The 18,618-nt window shown below is 31.0% G+C and carries 14 protein-coding genes; all 14 read right to left on the bottom strand.

Annotation, left to right across the window (positions count from 1 at the left end):
• Positions 1-54: 54 nt before the first annotated feature.
• Positions 55-948, bottom strand: coding sequence for a myo-inosose-2 dehydratase (gene iolE, locus RSD37_RS07425; protein WP_346946084.1), 894 nt, complete (start codon positions 946-948; stop codon positions 55-57).
• Between the two features lie 108 nt (positions 949-1,056).
• Positions 1,057-2,919 (bottom strand): 3D-(3,5/4)-trihydroxycyclohexane-1,2-dione acylhydrolase (decyclizing), encoded by a 1,863-nt coding sequence (iolD, locus tag RSD37_RS07420; protein WP_346946083.1) that lies wholly within the window; start codon positions 2,917-2,919, stop codon positions 1,057-1,059.
• A gap of 15 nt (positions 2,920-2,934) precedes the next feature.
• Positions 2,935-3,732: a 5-deoxy-glucuronate isomerase gene (locus tag RSD37_RS07415; protein WP_346946082.1), complete on the bottom strand. Its 798-nt coding sequence runs from the start codon at positions 3,730-3,732 to the stop codon at positions 2,935-2,937.
• Positions 3,733-4,689: a transketolase family protein gene (locus tag RSD37_RS07410; protein WP_346946081.1), complete on the bottom strand. Its 957-nt coding sequence runs from the start codon at positions 4,687-4,689 to the stop codon at positions 3,733-3,735.
• Positions 4,689-5,534 carry a transketolase gene (locus tag RSD37_RS07405; RefSeq protein ID WP_346946080.1) on the bottom strand — a complete coding sequence of 282 codons (846 nt, stop codon included), beginning with the start codon at positions 5,532-5,534 and terminating at the stop codon, positions 4,689-4,691. Before RSD37_RS07405 ends, RSD37_RS07410 begins: the two co-directional genes overlap by 1 nt.
• A gap of 213 nt (positions 5,535-5,747) precedes the next feature.
• Complete coding sequence (locus RSD37_RS07400) at positions 5,748-6,758, bottom strand: ABC transporter permease (RefSeq protein WP_346946079.1); 1,011 nt, start codon at positions 6,756-6,758, stop codon at positions 5,748-5,750.
• Between the two features lies 1 nt (position 6,759).
• The gene (locus tag RSD37_RS07395) at positions 6,760-8,256 is read right to left on the bottom strand and encodes a sugar ABC transporter ATP-binding protein (RefSeq protein WP_346946078.1); all 1,497 of its coding nucleotides are present in this window, start codon (positions 8,254-8,256) and stop codon (positions 6,760-6,762) included.
• A 109-nt stretch (positions 8,257-8,365) separates the two neighbouring features.
• Complete coding sequence (locus RSD37_RS07390) at positions 8,366-9,358, bottom strand: sugar ABC transporter substrate-binding protein (RefSeq protein ID WP_346946077.1); 993 nt, start codon at positions 9,356-9,358, stop codon at positions 8,366-8,368.
• A gap of 201 nt (positions 9,359-9,559) precedes the next feature.
• Positions 9,560-11,857 (bottom strand): helix-turn-helix domain-containing protein, encoded by a 2,298-nt coding sequence (locus RSD37_RS07385; protein WP_346946076.1) that lies wholly within the window; start codon positions 11,855-11,857, stop codon positions 9,560-9,562.
• Between the two features lie 145 nt (positions 11,858-12,002).
• Positions 12,003-13,304 carry an acetyl-CoA hydrolase/transferase C-terminal domain-containing protein gene (locus tag RSD37_RS07380; RefSeq protein WP_346946075.1) on the bottom strand — a complete coding sequence of 434 codons (1,302 nt, stop codon included), beginning with the start codon at positions 13,302-13,304 and terminating at the stop codon, positions 12,003-12,005.
• Positions 13,294-13,566 (bottom strand): hypothetical protein, encoded by a 273-nt coding sequence (locus RSD37_RS07375; protein WP_346946074.1) that lies wholly within the window; start codon positions 13,564-13,566, stop codon positions 13,294-13,296. Before RSD37_RS07375 ends, RSD37_RS07380 begins: the two co-directional genes overlap by 11 nt.
• The gene (locus RSD37_RS07370; RefSeq protein WP_346946073.1) at positions 13,550-15,013 is read right to left on the bottom strand and encodes a 4-hydroxyphenylacetate 3-hydroxylase family protein; all 1,464 of its coding nucleotides are present in this window, start codon (positions 15,011-15,013) and stop codon (positions 13,550-13,552) included. Before RSD37_RS07370 ends, RSD37_RS07375 begins: the two co-directional genes overlap by 17 nt.
• 181 nt (positions 15,014-15,194) lie before the next feature.
• Positions 15,195-16,313 carry a 4-hydroxybutyrate dehydrogenase gene (locus RSD37_RS07365; protein ID WP_346946072.1) on the bottom strand — a complete coding sequence of 373 codons (1,119 nt, stop codon included), beginning with the start codon at positions 16,311-16,313 and terminating at the stop codon, positions 15,195-15,197.
• Between the two features lie 261 nt (positions 16,314-16,574).
• Positions 16,575-18,278 (bottom strand): sigma 54-interacting transcriptional regulator, encoded by a 1,704-nt coding sequence (locus RSD37_RS07360; RefSeq protein ID WP_346946071.1) that lies wholly within the window; start codon positions 18,276-18,278, stop codon positions 16,575-16,577.
• Between the last annotated feature and the right edge of the window lie 340 nt (positions 18,279-18,618).

Here is an 18,618-nt window from a genome sequence, read left to right as displayed (position 1 = left end):
TTTTATAATAGCTACTGTTACTATAAAAAGTAACAGCAACTACTTTATTTAATACTATAAACCAGTCTTTTCACTTATGAATTTTCTAGCTTTTATAGCGTATTCTAGTGGATTTGCTATTGCAGGATCCTGTTCAGCTTCTACAACAAACCACCCTTCATAATTATTTTCGCTTAATATTTTAAATATTGGCTCATAATTAACCATTCCATCTCCTGGAACTGTGAACACACCTTTTCTAACTCCATCTAAAAAACTCATATTATTAGCTTTAACTTCTGCTAATATATCTTTTCTTATATCTTTTAAATGAACATGTTTAATTCTGTTGATATATTTTCTAAGAATAGCTTCAGCATCTTCACCTGAGAATACAAAGTGTCCTGTATCAAATAAAAGATAAACTAAATTTTCATCAGTCATACTCATTAATTTATCAACTTCTGATGTAGTTTGTACTCCAGTACCCATATGATGATGATAAACTATTTTCATGTCTTTTTCTGATGCAAGTCTTCCAAGTTCTTCAAGTCCTCTTGCAAGCTTTTCCCATTCTTCTTCAGTAAAATATGGTTTATTATCAAATACTGGAACACTTTGACCTTGAACACTGTGACCTTGCTCTGATACCACTATAACCTTAGCTCCCATTGAATTTAAGAAATCTCTGTGTTCTATAAATGCAATAACGGTTTCTTCAAGTGGCTTCGTTGTTAAGAAAGAACTGAACCAAGCACTAGCTATATTAATTCTTCTAAGCTCTAAAGCTTTTTTTAATACCTCTGTATTTCTTGGATATTTACCCCCAACTTCGCTACCTGTGAAACCTGCTAATGCCATTTCACTTACGCATTGCTCAAAAGTATTTTCTCCTCCTAATTCTGGCATATCATCGTTTGTCCAAGCTATTGGAGCAATTCCTAATTTTACTTTTTCACTATTAAACATTTTGTCCACTCCTTGTAATTGTTTTATTAAGCTCATTGCAAAATAACATTCATAATGAGCATTATTTACATTATTAATAATTATTTGACTTATAATATTAATATTTTTCTAGAATTGTTTAACTTCTGCTACATCTTTACGGAATTTTTCATAGTCAGCTCTTACAGATTCACTTTCAGAAACCTCAGGAACTCCCACTCTCCACCAAGCTGCATAATCACCAGTCATTGTCCTATGAAGAACTTTAATATCTATTAATGTAGATACTTCTGATTTCTTAGATTCTGCTAGTGCTTCTCTTAATTCTTCTACAGTGCTAACTTTGAAAGTCTTAACACCATATCCAGCTGCAACCATTGCAAAGTCTATTGGAATTGGCGCTCCATCAAGTCTTCCTGTTTCTGAATTTCTAAAATTAAATTCAGTATTAAAGCTTGGAATTCCATGACCCATTTGAAGATTGTTAATACAACCATTTGCTACGTTATCAAATAAAACAACGTTAACTTTTACTCCTTCTTGAATGCTAGTAACCAGCTCAGAGTGAAGCATCATGAAACTTCCATCACCAACCATTGAATACACTTCCCTATGAGGTTCAGCAAGTTTAACTCCCATTGCAGCAGCTATCTCATAACCCATACAAGAGAAACCATATTCTAAATGATAAGAATTATAACTCTTAGGTCTCCAAACTCTTTGAAGATCTCCTGGTAAACTTCCAGCAGCTCCAACAATCACAGAATCGTCATCTATGAATTTATCAAGTTCTCCTAGAACTCTAGTTTGAGATAAACCATTTTCACGCTCATCAGCAAATAATCTATCTACTTCCTTATTCCAGTTTTCTTTAGTTTCAGCTATTTCATTAATATAAGAAGATTTATAGTTAACCTTTTCAAGAGCTTCTTCTAAAGCTAATAATGTCTCTTTAGCATCAGCAATAATCATATCACCATTAATTTTGTAACCATCAAATGAAGATACATTAATATTTAAAAATTTTACATTTGGATTCTTAAACAACCATTTTGAAGAAGTTGTAAAGTCAGTAAGTCTTGTACCTACTGCAATAATTAAATCTGCTTCATCAGCTATTTTATTAGCAGCAAGTCCACCAGTAACTCCCATTCCTCCTAGGTTCATTTTTTCATCCCAAACAAGAGCACTTTTCCCAGCTTGAGTTTCTGCAAAAGGAATGTTGAACTTATTCGCAAATTCTTTAAGTTCTTTGCCAGCTTCTGAGTATAATACCCCTCCGCCACAAATCATCATAGGTTTTTTCTTACTTGAAATAAGTTTAATAGCTCTTTCAATCTCTCCTCTAGTAGGAATTCTTCTTAATATATGGTGTACTCTTCTTTCAAAGAATTCAATTGGATAATCGTATGCTTCTCCTTCTACATCTTGAGGAAGACAGATTGTAACTGCACCTGTATCTCCTGGGTCAGTTAAAACTCTCATAGCATTAATCATAGCACTCATTAATTGTTCTGGTCTTGAAACTCTATCCCAATACTTTGAAACTGGTTTAAAAGCATCATTTACAGTTGTTGCAGCACTATTAGTTTGCTCCATTTGTTGAAGTACTGGGTCTGGTTGTCTACATGCAAAAGTGTCTCCTGGAAACAATAGTAATGGAATTCTATTTGCAGTAGCAGTTCCTGCTGCTGTGACCATATTTAGAGCTCCAGGTCCAATTGAAGATGTACATGCAATTATTTCTTTTCTATTCTTTTGTTTTGCATATCCAATAGCCACATGTGCCATTCCTTGTTCATTTCTTCCTTGGTACATTACTATATCACCTTTGTAAGCTTCTAGAGCTTCACCAAATCCCACAACATTACCGTGACCTAATATAGTGAATATACCTTTAATGAATTTAGTTTCTATGCCATCAAATTCGATGTATTGATTATCTAAAAATTTCATTAGGGCTTGACCCATCGTAAGTCTTATTGTTTCCATTCTATCACTTTCTCCTTATTTATCCGGCCAAATTTTGGCATCTTTATTTGTAGTCCATAAGTGCTCTTCTTCAAACACTGGCGTAATATATGGATTTCCATCTATATGCCTTATTACCCAGATATAATACATAGCATATCCTGGCGCAGTTACTTGTGGATGACTTAAATCATTTAAGATTTTTATTGTATCGTCATTCTTAACCATCTCTGCAGAATCACCTAATTGAGAGAAACCATACCCGTTTTCAGGATAGAATTTATAGTAATATATTTCTGGTTGTGGGTGGTGGTGTGGTGGATAACTTGACCATTTACCTGGATAGTCAACAACTTCCCCAACAACTAAGTTTGAGTAAGGTGCATTTGAATAATCAAACACAGTTCTTACTATTCTTGTAGAACACTCTTTTAATGTTCCCTTACCTCTATCTTCTGATCTACACTCTTCTGGAGTATAAAGCTTACTTTCAAAGTCAACATCATTACTAGCTTTAGTAATATTTATTTCTGTTTCCTCAGAAATACCTTCAACTACAACTTCAATATTTCTTGGTACATGAAGAACCCATGGATCTTCATCAAAACAAGAACTTCTTTTTATGTTTTTTTCTTCCCCATTCCATTTTAAAGTTACTTCTCCAATTACTAAAAGCAATGCCATTTCTTTTTCAGCTTCAAGTAAAACTTCTACATGGCCTTTAGTAACTCTTAAAATTCCGAAGTCCATCATAGTGTTATTTTCTGTTTCTTCCATTGTAGTTATAGAGTTATATCCTAACTTAAATGGATTTTCATGTTTAACCTTATACATTTACTTTACACCTTTCTTTCTATTAACTGCTAATAATGCTTTGTTTACTATAGATTTTGCATCCATTTCAAATTTTTCTTTTAAGTAATCTACAGGTCCAACTTCTCCAAATACGTCTCTTGCTCCTATTCTTTCCATAGGTACAGATGTATTTTCTACTAAAACTTCAGCAACTGCAGAACCTAATCCATTGATTATGCTATGATTCTCACAAGTTACTATTGCTCCTGTTTCTTCTGCACATTTAACAATTAACTCTTTATCCATAGGTTTTAATGTGAACATATTTACAACTCTAGCTGAAACACCTTTCTCTTGTAACATTTCTGATGCTGTTAAAGCTTCATCAACCATGATTCCTGATGCCATTAATGTTACATCAGTTCCTTCTTTTAAAGTTATACCTTTTCCAATTTCAAATTTAGTTCCTTCATCATATATTCCAATTGCATTTTTTCTAAGTAATCTTATATAGAAGAAACCATACATATCTGCTGTTTGTTTAAGTAAAGATTTAAGCATAACCGAATCTACTGGCTCAAGTATTGTAGCATTAGGTATATTTCTTATTAATCCCATATCTTCAAATGGCATATGAGTTCCACCGTTAAATGCAGCTGTTATTCCAGGGTCACTTCCTATAACTCTAACATTTTGCTTTGCATATCCAATAGATAAAAATAGTTGATCATAGCATCTTCTTGATGCAAAAGGTCCAAATGTATGAGCAAAAGGTATCTTACCAGTAGCTGAAAGCCCCGCTGCTACACCAATCATATTTGCTTCTTGTATGCCTACGTTAAAGGTTTGTTCTGGTAATTCTTTTCCAAATTTAGCCATACCCATAGAACTCATAAGATCTGAATCTAAAGCAACTATGTTTTTGTTTGCTTTTGCAAGTTCTATTAAAGTCTCACAGTATACTGCTCTCATTTCCATAGATTCTTTTTGTCTCATTATTTAGTCACCTCTTTCAATGCTTCTTCTAATATTTTTATAGCCTCAGCAGCTTGTTCTTTTGAAACTGTCATGTGATGGTTTGATGCTGTAGTTTCAGCGAACTCCCAACCTTTTCCTTTTATTGTGTTTAATACTATAACTGAAGGTTTTCCTTTTGCGGCCTTAGCAGTTTCAATAGCATCATAGATTTCTTCTACATCTGAACCATCTATATCTTGTCCATGCCACCCAAAAGCTTCAAATTTAGCTTTAATATCGCCAGAATCATTTATATCTTTTGTGAATCCATCTAATTGTTTTTTATTTGCATCTATAAATGTAATTAAATTATCAAGTTTTTTATGTCCTGCATATGAAGCTGATTCCCAAACTTGACCTTCTTGTATTTCTCCATCACCTAGTATTAGATATGTAAAATTGTCTCTTTTATCATATTTATGACCAAGTGCTATCCCTACTGCCAAAGATGCTCCTTGTCCAAGAGAACCTGTTGTCATATCTATTCCAGTAGTTAAATTCATATCGCAGTGACTTGGAAAATGAGTTCCAGGAGTATTTAATGTTAATAAATCTTCTTTAGGGAAAAATCCACTTAGCGCTAAACTTGAATACACAGCAGGGCCTGCATGACCTTTAGAACAAACTAGCCAATCTCTTTCTTCCCATTTAGGGTTTTTAGAATCATATTTCATTTCTACACCATATAGCACTGCAAGTGTATCTACTATTGATAGTGCTCCACCAATATGGCCGAACCCTAAATTACCTACTGCTCTTAATGTTTCAATTCTAATTTCAATAGCCAACTTTTTAAGGTCGTTTATTTTTTCTTTTTGTAACATAAAAATATCCTCCTTCATTATTTTCATAAATGTTATAAGAAAATTCAGAAGGAAATTCCCTTCTGAATCTTGTACGCTCATTGTATCATAATTATTTCAACTATAATGTTTGAGATTTCACTATTTTCAATCAATTCATCACAAATGATAAATTTAGCCATTATAATTATTAAATTTCAGTACTAACAACATTGAAATTTATCTCAATAATGTTTAACATTTAACTTTTTTTGAAGCTTTCATTCTTAAAACATCAACATAAACTGCAATAATTATTACAGCACCAACTGCAACGTTTTGTATATCTGCAGAAACTCCTAGTAAGTTAAGTCCATTTCTAAGCACTGCCATAATCATAACTCCGATCATAACTCCTGAAACATTACCCTTACCACCTAAGAAAGAAGCTCCTCCGATGATACATGCTGCAATGGCATCAAGGTCATAATCAAGTCCTGCAAGCGGTGATGCTGAGTTAACTCTTCCTACAAGAATAACACCAGCTAATGCTGCCATGAATCCACAAATTGTATATACAAGTACTAATGTTTTATCTACATTTATCCCTGATAATCTTGCAGCTTCTTTATTTCCACCAACTGCATATATATATCTTCCTTGTGCCGTTTTATTTAAAAATATAGAGAATACTATAAATACTACTATAACTAATACAAAGCTTATAGGTATTCCAAACACACTTTTTGATCCTAAATATTGTATTGACTGAGGGAATCCAGATATAGGTGAAGCTGCAGTCATAACTAATGCAAGCCCTCTAGCTATATTTTTCATACCTAAAGTCGATATAAATGGATGTGGAAGATGCATTTTTGTAAGCATTAAACCATTTAACATTCCCAGTATAGCACCTACTATAAGTGATAGTATCATAGCTAGGATTGGATTCATTCCCCAGCTTATTACTGCAATCCCCATAAAGCATGTTGAGAAAGCAAGCATTGATCCAACTGAAAGGTCAATACCACCAGTAAGTATTGGCATAAGCATACCTACTGCAATTAATGCATTTACAGTACATTGTCTAAATACGTTCATTAAGTTACTACTAGTTAAAAACTGAGGTGATGCAATAGATAAAATAACACATAATATTATTAACCCCAATAATGAACCAAACTTATATAACATATCTTTTTTAGAAGATTTTTCCGATAAGTCAAATCGAGATTTTTTTTCTTGGCTAATTTCCACTTTTTCCATTTTACATTCCCCCTGTTGCAGCTTGCATTATATTTTCTTGATTAGCATCATCATGAGATATCTCTGCTGTAAGCTTTCCTTCATGCATTACGTATATTCTATCGCTCATGCCCAATATCTCAGGAAGTTCAGAAGATACCATGATAATAGCAGCACCTTTCTTTATCAATTCATTTAAGACGTTATAAACTTCAACTTTAGCACCTACATCTATACCTCTCGTAGGCTCATCTATAATAAATATATCTGCCTTGGTGTTAAGCCATTTTCCTATTACAACCTTCTGCTGATTTCCACCACTTAGCTGTCCTGCTATAAAGCTTGCACTTGGTGGTTGTATAGCTAATTTTTTGATATTATCTTCGGTTCTTAATTTCATTTCTTTAGAACTTAAGAATAACTTTGAACTAAGCTTATCATAAGATGAAATATTAACATTAAAATCAATAGTATTATCCAATAACAAACCTTGTCCTTTTCTATCTTCCGTTAAGAATGCAACTCCTTGTTTCATAGCATCCCTAGGACATTTAATAACTACCTTTTTACCATGAATGTAAAGATTCCCAGAATCAAATCTATCAGCACCAAATATGGTACTAACGACCTCGGTTCTACCAGCTCCTACAAGCCCAGATATACCAATAATTTCACCACGTCTAACGTTAAAATTGATGTTATTAAATACATCTTTTTTACAAAGATTTTCTACCCTTAGAGCTTCTTCTCCAATTTCAACTTTTATTTTGGGGAATTGTTGCTCTAAATCTCTTCCAACCATAAGCTTAATTAGTTCATCTACGTGACTAATATTACTTCTTTGTAATGTTTTAATTTTTTGACCATCTCTCATTACAGTTATATTGTCACATATATCCATAACCTCATCTAGTCTATGTGATATATAAATTACAGCTATACCTTTTTTCTTAAGTTCTTTAACTGTTCTTAAAAGTTCTTTAACCTCTCTTCCAGTTAAACTAGCGGTAGGCTCATCCATTATTAACATCTTAGTATTGATACTAAGAGCTTTTGCAATTTCAACCATCTGTTGCTGTCCCATCCCTAATTTAGCAACATTCATTGTTACATCAATATTTTGACCCAACTCTTTTAGTAATACTTTAGATTTCTCAATCATTTCACTTTTGTTAAGTAATCCACGTTTCCCACCACATTTAATTTCTCTTCCTAAAAAGACATTTTCATAAACAGTAAGCTCAGGTATTATATTTAATTCTTGATAGATTCCTCCTATCCCATAATTCATTGAATCCTTAGGACCTGTTAAATTAACCTCTGTACCTTCTATAATAACTTTACCTGTGTCATTTTTATGAGCACCTGTAAGTATTTTAATCAATGTAGATTTTCCTGCTCCATTTTCTCCTATAATTCCATGGACTTCCCCTGAATGAATTTCTAAATCTATAGAATCTAATGCTTTAACTCCTGGAAAAATTTTAGATATATTATTAAGTTCCAAAAATGGCTTCAATATTATTCACCTCATTCTTTATGTAATGGATAGTATGAATTTAAAAACTTTTCTGATAATTTCTTTTAATATTGCTCCTAACACTGACTGCTAGGAGCAATTGTTTAAGTTATTTTCCTAACATTTTATTAGTTTCATCTTCTTTTGCCTTTGCATTTTTAGTATCAATTATTTCTGTTCCTGTATCTATAACAGACTCAACTTTTTCACCTTTAATATGTTTAACTGCTGCTTCTACACCATATTTACCTATGTTATATGCACTTTGTGCTACCGATGCAGTAAGTTCTCCATTTTGAATAGCTTTTAAAGCATCTGGTGATCCATCAAATCCTACTGTTATAACATCTTTTTTACCTGCTTGTTGTAAAGCTCTTGAAGCTCCAAGTGCCATTTCATCATTTGAGCAATATACAGCTTTTACGTTAGGATTTGTTTGTAATATGTTTTCCATAACACTCATACCTTTATTTCTATCACTATCAGCTGGTTGTACACTAATAACTTTTAAGCCTTTAGCTTCCATAGCCTCTTGAGCTCCTTTAACACGCTGATCATGAGTGTTATCTCCCAAAGCTCCTCTAATTATAGCAACTTCGTCCCCTGCTTTTAATTTATCAGCTATAAAGTTACCACCAAGTTCTCCTCCAATTAAGTTACCAGTGCCTATAAATGATACTTTTTTATCCCAATCAGCATTAGTATCTATTAAGAATACTGGAATTTTAGCCTCATCAGCTTTGTCAAAAATAGTTACAGCTGCACTTGGTTGAGATGGAGCTACTACTAGGGCATCTACTCCTTTTACAATTTGATCTTCCATCAATGAAGTTTGTCCAGCTATATCTGTCTCTGCATTAGGTCCAAGTACGTTAACCTTTACACCAAGTTCAGTAGCTGCAGCTTTGGCACCAGCCTCAACTATTTTCCAATAGTCACTGTTTAATGCTTTTAGTACTACTGATACTTCAATGTCATCCCCGCCATTATCAGTTGTCTCACCATCTTTTGGTGTGCTTTTCCCACATCCTACTAAAGATGCAGTAATTACTGTAGCTGTAAGTAAACATAATAATTTCTTGAAACGTTTGCTTTTAATCATTTACATTTCCCCCTCTAATTAAATAAAATTGAGTATAAGTCTATAAAGATGCTCTTGTTAAGAATTATCCATCCCTTGTAAACTTAACTCAATAATACAGAAAATTCATTTTATTGAAAACATTAAATTTTCATAAAAACTATAAATATTTAACTTTAACAACATAATACTCTACTATAAATTATACTTTTATATTTATTTTCAACCAATTTCATTACTTCTGTACTGAGTTGGTGATAATCCATAAGCCTTTTTAAACGAAGTATAGAAATAATTCGGATTTGTAAATCCGACTTTATTACTAATATCACCTGCAGTTAGACTAGTATTTTTAAGTAACCACTTAGCTTTTTCAAATCTAGTATCATTAATATAACTAGAAATAGACTTACCTTCTGATTCTTTGAATAAAGTTCTAAGATAATTAGATGATATTTTAAACTCATTTGATATATATTCTACCGATAATAACTGATTTGAATAATTATTATCTATATAATCTTTAATCTTGCATATAAGTTTGCTTTTTTTTGTATTTTTCTTCTTATCCATTGTATTAAGAAATTCCTCGAAAACATCTACTAATATATCCTTACCATCTGTATATTTTTCAATCTTCATTACTTTTTGTTTTATAGATTTTTCGTCTAAACCACTATTATCACCAGTAACACTAAATTGACTTATAAATATTAGGGAATTATTTATAACTTCATTTGTGTAGAATATAACATCATCATAATCCATATACTCCATAGTTTTAAAAATTTTATCTAGCACATCCTTAGCCTTAATAAAGTCCCCTTCTTTAAGAATTTCAAACATTTGTGTTTCTAAATTTTCATCATATTTAACGGCAGAATTAATATCTCTTTTTATAACCTTATTATTTATTAGAGAACATGTACCATATTTGAAACTATATTTAATATTTGTTTTTGCTATTTTATATGATTCATTTAAATCTTTTAAATTTTCGACTTCTTTACCCATTGATATTGTAGTTATTATTCCAAATTCATTTAACAACTTATTTTGCACTTTATGAAGTGTAGTTTTAATTTGCTCTCCGTCTTCAAAGTTCATTGTAACAATGCAAATCTCTTTACTTTCCATATTTAAGGTATAATAATCGCACAAACTTCCAAAATGTTTATCAATTATCTCATAAACCTTTTCTGCTGCTTCCTCTAAATTATCAGCATTATTTATATTTATACTTATAATAGATACAAGAGATTTAGTGTTATTATCTAAATCTATACCCATATCCTTCATTCTTTCATTGTAATTCTCTAGTTCTTCTTTTCTATTAAAAATTAAACTTTTCAGACAAAACTTTCTTATAAAGATTAAATCTTTTTCATTTAAATTTAATGAGTCAATTGATTCTATTTCCGCCTTAGAAAACATATCCTCAATTACTGTAGATATATAATCTATATCACTCTTAGAGCCATCATCACTGTCTATATACTTTTCGAATTCTTTATTAGAATTCAAATGTCTCTTTATTATATTTAATGTATTATCTATGGATGAATAGATTTTTTTAGATACTACAAAAATCATTATTATTCCCACTATAGACATAATTATAAAATTTGCTATCATTAAATTTAAAATATATATTACATTTTCAAATACTCTTTCATAGGATGATAGATATATATAATAATTCTCAGAATATTTATCATACTCATAGTTTACAATGTATTTTACATCATTTACTTTAGTAATAAAATTACCCTTTTCTTTATTAACTGAAAGTATGTCCTTTACATAACCTTCCTCAGATATATCTTCATCTGTATTAGATGAATTCAAAATAACTTTTGCCTGCTTATCCATTACTAATATTTTGTCATCACCTATACCTATAGATAAATAATTTTTCATATCGTAAATATTTATATTAAGTACTAAAGCTCCATGAGGCATAACTGAATTTTCAGTCATATTATTTGCTAGAATTAAAGTAAATACATCTCTTTCTTTATTGTCATAGCTAGCGTTCTCATCGATTCTTCTATGTATAATTCTTGTACTTGTTGTATCTTGTTTTCCTTGTAGTAGCTTTATACATTCTTGATCTCTAAAATTATTATAATCTACAATTTCACCCGAAGAAGTATATATTTTTTTATCATTATCATTATAAACATATATTGAATGTGCACTAATGTTATGAGATGGAACTTCTTTTATTTTTTCAATTCCTTTTTCTGGATTACCACTACTACCAAACATAAGTTCATTTACATCTTTATCTGTGTAGTACTGATAAATGTATGTTTTAGCCCAATTTAATGATGAGTTTATGTATTCTTTACTTTTTAGTAAAGTTCTATTGGAATCATGTATCGCTTGATTTATTGCTCTATCTTTATAACCTACATAAAATACAATCATAGAAAATAGTAATATTGTAAAAACCACCATAGTGTAATAAATTAGCAATTTATTAAAAGTACTTTTTATTTCAACCTTTTTCTTCATAATTCCTCTTTCTCCTTGCAACTAATTAATAATAAATATCTACTAAATCAAATTTAGTAGATATTTATTAAATAAATTTACCTTATTATACAATATTTCTACGATATAATACAAATTATTTTGACAATTAAAAATTGATTAAAAATTAAAATACTGTATTAAATTTTTCTTCCCAATAATTAATAAGACTTTCTCTGAAGTTGGGGTGAGTTATATTGATAAGGGCTCTTCCTCTTTCCTTAACTGTCTTTCCTCTTAAGTCTGCAATACCATATTCAGTAACTACATAATGAACATCATTTCTAGTTGTTGTTACAATAGCTCCTTCATCAAGAATTGGTACAATTCTTGAAATCTTACCCTTAGCCGCTGTTGATGGAATTGCAATTATAGATTTACCATCCACTGCCATACTTGCCCCTCGCATAAAATCAACTTGACCACCAACTCCACTAAATTGCTTTATTCCTATACTTTCTGAACATATTTGGCCAGTTAAATCTAATTGAATACAAGAGTTTATACACGTCATTTTATGATTTTGCATTACTACTGTTGGATTATTTGTATAATCAACTGGGTACATTTCAACTGATGGATTATTGTCTACAAAGTCATATAATTTTTTAGTACCCATTAAAAACGTAACCACATTTTTACCATTATTAATGGTTTTCTTTCTATTTGTCACAACTCCATCTTTAATAAGTTCTAGAACTCCATCAGAAATCATTTCTGAGTGAATTCCCAAATCTTTTTTATCTTTTAAAAATAAAAGTGCAGCATCTGGAATAGCTCCTATTCCAAGTTGAAGCGTAGCTCCATCTTCTACTAAAGTAGCCACATTTTCTCCTATAGCTTTTTCAACATCGCCAATAGTTGGAGGTGTAATTTCTATTATATCTGTGTCAGATTCTACAATATAATCTATTTGAGAAATATGCACTAAAGAATCACCATATGTTCTTGGCATATTTTTATTTACTTGTGCAATGACAAGTTTAGAACATTCTAATGAAGGTTTTGTGTAATCTACAGATACACCCAAACTACAATATCCATGTTTATCAGGTGGTGTAATTGTTATAAGTGTTACATCCACAGGAAGATATCCTTGTCTAAATAATCTTGGTACTTCAGAAAAATAGCAAGGTGTAAAATCAGCTCTTCCTTCTAAGACTGCCTGTCTTGTAGAACCACCTACAAATATAGAATTATGAATAAAATGACCTTCCATCTCTGGTTTAGTATACTCACCTTTTCCAAGAGCAACTAAATGAACTATTTCAACATTATCATAACTATTTTTATTTTTAACCATTGCATCAACTATTGCTATAGGTTCACCAGCTGCATGTTGCAATACAACTCTATCCCCTGACTTAATATATGTTACAGCCTTTTCTGCGGTAACTAATTTACTTTTATATTCTTCTTTAATACTCACTACTTTCCCCTACCTTTTCTAGAACTTTTGGGTAATCTTTCTGAGAGTCCACGACTATTAAAAAATTTCTATATTGTATATCTTTATACTCTGCACAACGTGACTTACACCCACAAAGTACAACTACTCCATCATATACTTCACCATTTTTCACAGAATAAAATTCAACATTTGATCTAGAATTTTTCTTAATCTGATTTAAAAAGTTACTTCGATTAAATAGGGGGTTACACCCCCCACAATATTTAACTCCTACTTTCATCTATACCCGCTATAGCTTTAGCAAGAGATTTTTTGTGTCCCATGTTACTTTGGCGTGCAATCATAATTCTTTGTGCTTGTGGTGAACCTGCTCCGTGCATAGATTCAGTTCTGTACCCTACCGCTGCAGTTCCTAATGTGATATTTTCAACAAGTCTTAATACTCTCATTCTATTCTCAGTAGAAACTCCATCTACACCTTTAAGGTATTTATCAATATATGGTTTCAACTCTTCATTGTTGTAATCTTGCTCAGATGGCATAGTAACCATAATTCCACCTGCTAAATCCTCTGCAAGTCTTGCTATTTCATAAGGGAATCTAGTTACATTTTGCTTACATACGTTAGCAAGTAATAAATCTATTAAGTAATTTCCTGCTTCTGTTTTGTATCCTTGTGAAGAACAAGCAATTCCACAAGAATATAACGTTTCATTTAAATGAACCATTTCTATAAGTTTATCTTTAACATGTGAAGCTTTTTCTGCTCCAGCGTACTCAGTTGCAAGAGCTGTAGCTCCGATAAGTACATCCCCAACTCCAACTTTACATCCACCATAACTTTGTCTATGATATCCTGCAAATCTCTCTACAAGCATTCCTGCAAATTCTGTTTCTCCATTTAAGAAGATTCTTTCATTTGGTACAAATACATCTTCAAATATAACTAATGTTTCATGTCCACCAAAACATTTATTCCCAAGATCTATATCTACACCTTCTTCTAGTTTTCTAGTATCACAAGATTGACGTCCATAAATCATTTTTATTCCTTCTGTATCAGTTGGAACTGCAAATGAAATAGCCCAATCTTTATCATCTGGTCTCATTGCTATTGTTGGCATAACTAAAACTTCATGAGAGTTAATCATACCAGTTTGGTGAGCTTTTGCACCTCTAACAACAACTCCATCTGCTCTTCTTTCAACAACTCTTAAGAAAAGATCTGGATCTGCTTGTTGGCTTGGAGATAATCCTCTGTTTCCTTTTGGATCAGTCATTGCTCCATCAACTGTTAAATCTTCGTTTTGTACTCTTATCCAAAACTTTTTGAAGTTTTCATGATAAGCTGTACCGTGAGCGTTATCTACTTCGAAAGTTGTACTAAATACAGCATTAGCAGCATCCATACCAACACATCTTTGAAAGCAAGCACCTGTAGTTTGTCCAAGTAATCTTTGCATTTTAACCTTTTTAATTAAATCATCGGTACTTTGATGTAAATGTGTGAATCTGTTTATTCTATTTCCAGTAAGACTTGAGGTTGCAGTCATTAAATCTTCATACTCTGGATTGTTAGCAAGTTCATAAGTCATTGCTACAGAATTCATTGATGGACGTATTATCGGATTATCCACTGTATTTTTAACCTTCTTACCAAACATATACACATTTAAATTTAACTTGCGTAAACTTTCAACATATTGCTCACTTGTTTTAATTGCCATTTTCATTTCCCCCTAAATAAGCTATATATTTCTATAGCTTTTTATAAAATCAATTTATATACTGTATTAATTTTCCTTTTACTTTAAAATCTCTTTATATACCTAATTTTCATTTTAAACATCTACGCTAAGTTCTTCTTAGTGTAGATGCTATATGTTTCATATTATCAAATTTAATATTTTAATATAAGTTTCTGTATATCTCCATCATATCTTCTTTTGACAATGGTGAATGGGCATTTACTAGCAATCTTTGTTGACTTGCAATAACACTATCAGTAAATGTTACTATTTCTTCCTCTTTCATCCCATATTCTCTTAATTGTTTCTTAGGAACTATATCATTAAGCACAACTTCAAGTGCTTGGTAAATATCTACATTTTCATCAGCACCTATTAATGTTCTTAACATATTGTTCAATTCAACTATTTTTCCTGTTGGATCAAGTCTGTAATATGCTTTAAGTACTTCAGTAAACAATTGATAATTTGATTCACCATGAGGAACTTTGTATTGTCCACCTAGTGGAAATGAAAGTGCATGTACTGGACCACATCCAGCGATTGCAAAAGCAATACCTGCATAGTTACTAGCAACACAGAACTCTTCCATAATTTCAGTTCTATACTCTGGTCCCTTGTCTAATATTTCTTTATATCCATTTAATATCATTTCTATAGCACTAACACTATATAACTCTGTATAACTTATAGCCTTTGGTGAAATATAAGATTCAACTGCATGAATTAATGCATCTATTGAACTATGAGCAAAGAATTTATAAGGTAAAGTTTTAACTAATTCCGGAATTAATACACCAAAATCTGGAATAAGTTCATTTGATACCAATCCAATTTTAGAGTGTCTTTCTGGAATTATAGCAACTGATATATTTGTAACTTCACTTCCTGTTCCACAAGTTGTAGGAACTATTACCAATTCTTTATCTTTAACCGGAACCTCTTTCTTATCATATAAATCTAAGAAATTATTTGGCTTTTTAAGTATTAATATTTTTGATATATCGATGATTGTTCCTCCACCAATACCAATAATTCTTTTTACATCCTTACTTTGAATATCATTAAAGATAGCTTCAATCATTTCTAATGTTGGCTCACCAACCCCATATTTTTCTTGGAATAATACTTGACACTTAAGGTTTAAATCCTTCATGAATGGTGTGTATAGAAATTCATTAGTAACTAATAAATCTGTTTGACAAATATTAAATTCCTCTACAAACTCTTTAACTGTAGAAAACTTGTGCATTTCTGTTTTTAAACTAAACATTTTCATAAAATGTTACCTCCAAAATATATTTTAATATTATATTTAATAAGCAATTTTCATGCCAATTTTCTTCTCCTATAACCCAGTAAATTCAAGAAAACCGTTGCAATAATGCAACGGTTTATCATTAAATATATGAACTTATTCTTTTATTTCCTCTGAACCTTTTGTTTTCAATCATCCATTAAATATATTTTTGTGTTGCATTTACGCAATTTAGTTGCACAAATGCAACACAAAGCCTTAATATTCGATTTTTTATGACTTTTATAATAATTCAGTAAATTCCCCATTAATAGCTCTATGTATTTCACTATACTTCTTTCTTTTTCTCACGAATGTAGCTCCATCAATTCCTAAAGCTTTTGCTGCTGCTCTAACATTACCATATTTTTTATAACTAATTTCTATTAATTCTTTTTCTAATCTACCAACTGCCTCTTTTAAAGTAATTTCACTACTTATATCCCCACTTTCCTGTCTAGTGCCATAAACTTTACTAATATCATCTTCAACCTTTATGTCAAATATCTTAGGGGGCAAATCTTTTGCTGATATAATATCCCCTTTACTAAGTATCACAAGCCTTTCCACCATATTTTTAAGCTCTCTTACATTTCCTTGCCACCTGTAGAAGCACATATTGTCTAATGCATCCTTAGAAAATATCTTTTTAAATCCATATTTAGTATTAAAACTAAGTAAAAAATGATTTACAAGGGGAATTATATCATCTCTTCGATCTCGTAATGCTGGAATAACTATAGGAACTACATTAAGTCTATAAAATAAATCTTCTCTAAATTCATTAGCCTCAATCATTCCTTCTAAGTCTCTATTTGTAGCTGCTATTATTCTTACATCAATTTTTCTAGGCTTTACTCCACCAATCCTAACAACTTCCCTTTCTTGAAGCACTCTAAGTAATTTGACCTGCATATTTAGTGGTAGTTCTCCTATCTCGTCCAAAAACAAGGTTCCACTATTAACAGCTTCAAATACTCCCATTTTTCCATCTTTACTGGCTCCTGTAAATGCTCCTTTTTCATATCCAAAAAGCTCAGATTCAATAAGATTCTCAGGTATTGCTCCACAATTTATTTTAGCAAAAGCTTTCGTGCTTCTCTTACTATTTCTATGAATGAATGAGGCCACCTCTTCTTTTCCAACTCCAGTTTCACCCGTTAGTAAAACTGTTGTATCTACTTTTGCTATTCTTCTACACATTTGCAATAATTGAAGCATTTTTTTATCCTGAGCTATGATTTCTCCATCTTTTAAAACCTCAATTCTAAGTTCTTCTAACTCTGAAAAATACTTATTAGCTAAATATTCCTTTTCCTTTATTTCATCCTTTAACGCAACAATTTCAGTTACATCTCTAACATTAGTAACTACAATATTTATTTCATCAGTACCCTCATAAAATACAGGATTGGACGTAACTACAGCTTGTTTCCCCGTACTATACTCTTGTTCTAGTGTTATAGCCACTCTTCGCTCTAAAGCCATCATTGTAGCTGAAACCGATATAGTTCCGTCCTCTACCAATTTTCTCATATTTTTTCCTAGGATTAATTCTCTCTTAATCCCACTAATTTTTTCATAAGCTTCATTTACTCTCAAAGTATTTCCACTACCATCTGTAATATATATACCATCATAAGAAGAATTGATTACAGCATCTATGCTATCTAAAGAACTCTTTAATAAATTTACCTCTTTAATCAAATATTTTTCTTTACTTATGTCTATGACAAATAACCAGCATTGAACAAATTCATATTTTAATATTCTACCATTCACGGTAATTACATTATCTTCACAATTATTGAACATTTCTACTATATTTATTTTTAAAATTTCTTCATGACTCATAGCAAGTAATTCTTCAAATAGTAAATTATATTGTTCTATAGAATTTTCTCGAACTACAGCTACTCCAAATAAACTTGTACTTAATATATCCACATCTAATCAACCTCACTAAGTATTTATGAAGTGTACATGTTTTTTTCACTATGTTTCACACCATATTTATTAAGATTTTTCTAACTTATTATTTATATTTAATGATGACTTTTTCTAAATATTGTAACTTATAAATTCATTCTACTCAAAATGAATTTAACAAAATCTTATCATAATTATATCAGAAATATATACTTAATAATAATAATTTTACAAATTAAAAAGAGGTATATATTATATACCCCTTTTTGCTAATTATTTTTATTCTATTTATTCATTTCTTTATATTGAGCTACGAACTCAGGAAGTATTTTTGCAAAGTCGCCTACTAGTGCTACAT

This window comes from Clostridium sp., from assembly GCF_036646415.1.
Classification (GTDB): domain Bacteria; phylum Bacillota; class Clostridia; order Clostridiales; family Clostridiaceae; genus Clostridium_J.
The sequence above is the reverse complement of the archived record's forward strand: the minus strand, read 5'-3'. Positions and strand labels throughout refer to the sequence as shown.

What these genes read in the sequence shown, in the direction of transcription:
- RSD37_RS07370 (WP_346946073.1), bottom strand. Translation starts at nt 15,013, where the DNA reads ATGGCAATTAAAACAAGTGAGCAATATGTTGAAAGTTTACGCAAGTTA.
- iolE (WP_346946084.1), bottom strand. Translation starts at nt 948, where the DNA reads ATGTTTAATAGTGAAAAAGTAAAATTAGGAATTGCTCCAATAGCTTGG.
- RSD37_RS07415 (WP_346946082.1), bottom strand. Translation starts at nt 3,732, where the DNA reads ATGTATAAGGTTAAACATGAAAATCCATTTAAGTTAGGATATAACTCT.
- RSD37_RS07410 (WP_346946081.1), bottom strand. Translation starts at nt 4,689, where the DNA reads ATGAGACAAAAAGAATCTATGGAAATGAGAGCAGTATACTGTGAGACT.
- iolD (WP_346946083.1), bottom strand. Translation starts at nt 2,919, where the DNA reads ATGGAAACAATAAGACTTACGATGGGTCAAGCCCTAATGAAATTTTTA.
- RSD37_RS07405 (WP_346946080.1), bottom strand. Translation starts at nt 5,534, where the DNA reads ATGTTACAAAAAGAAAAAATAAACGACCTTAAAAAGTTGGCTATTGAA.
- RSD37_RS07390 (WP_346946077.1), bottom strand. Translation starts at nt 9,358, where the DNA reads ATGATTAAAAGCAAACGTTTCAAGAAATTATTATGTTTACTTACAGCT.
- RSD37_RS07385 (WP_346946076.1), bottom strand. Translation starts at nt 11,857, where the DNA reads ATGAAGAAAAAGGTTGAAATAAAAAGTACTTTTAATAAATTGCTAATT.
- RSD37_RS07365 (WP_346946072.1), bottom strand. Translation starts at nt 16,313, where the DNA reads ATGAAAATGTTTAGTTTAAAAACAGAAATGCACAAGTTTTCTACAGTT.
- RSD37_RS07400 (WP_346946079.1), bottom strand. Translation starts at nt 6,758, where the DNA reads ATGGAAAAAGTGGAAATTAGCCAAGAAAAAAAATCTCGATTTGACTTA.
- RSD37_RS07375 (WP_346946074.1), bottom strand. Translation starts at nt 13,566, where the DNA reads ATGAAAGTAGGAGTTAAATATTGTGGGGGGTGTAACCCCCTATTTAAT.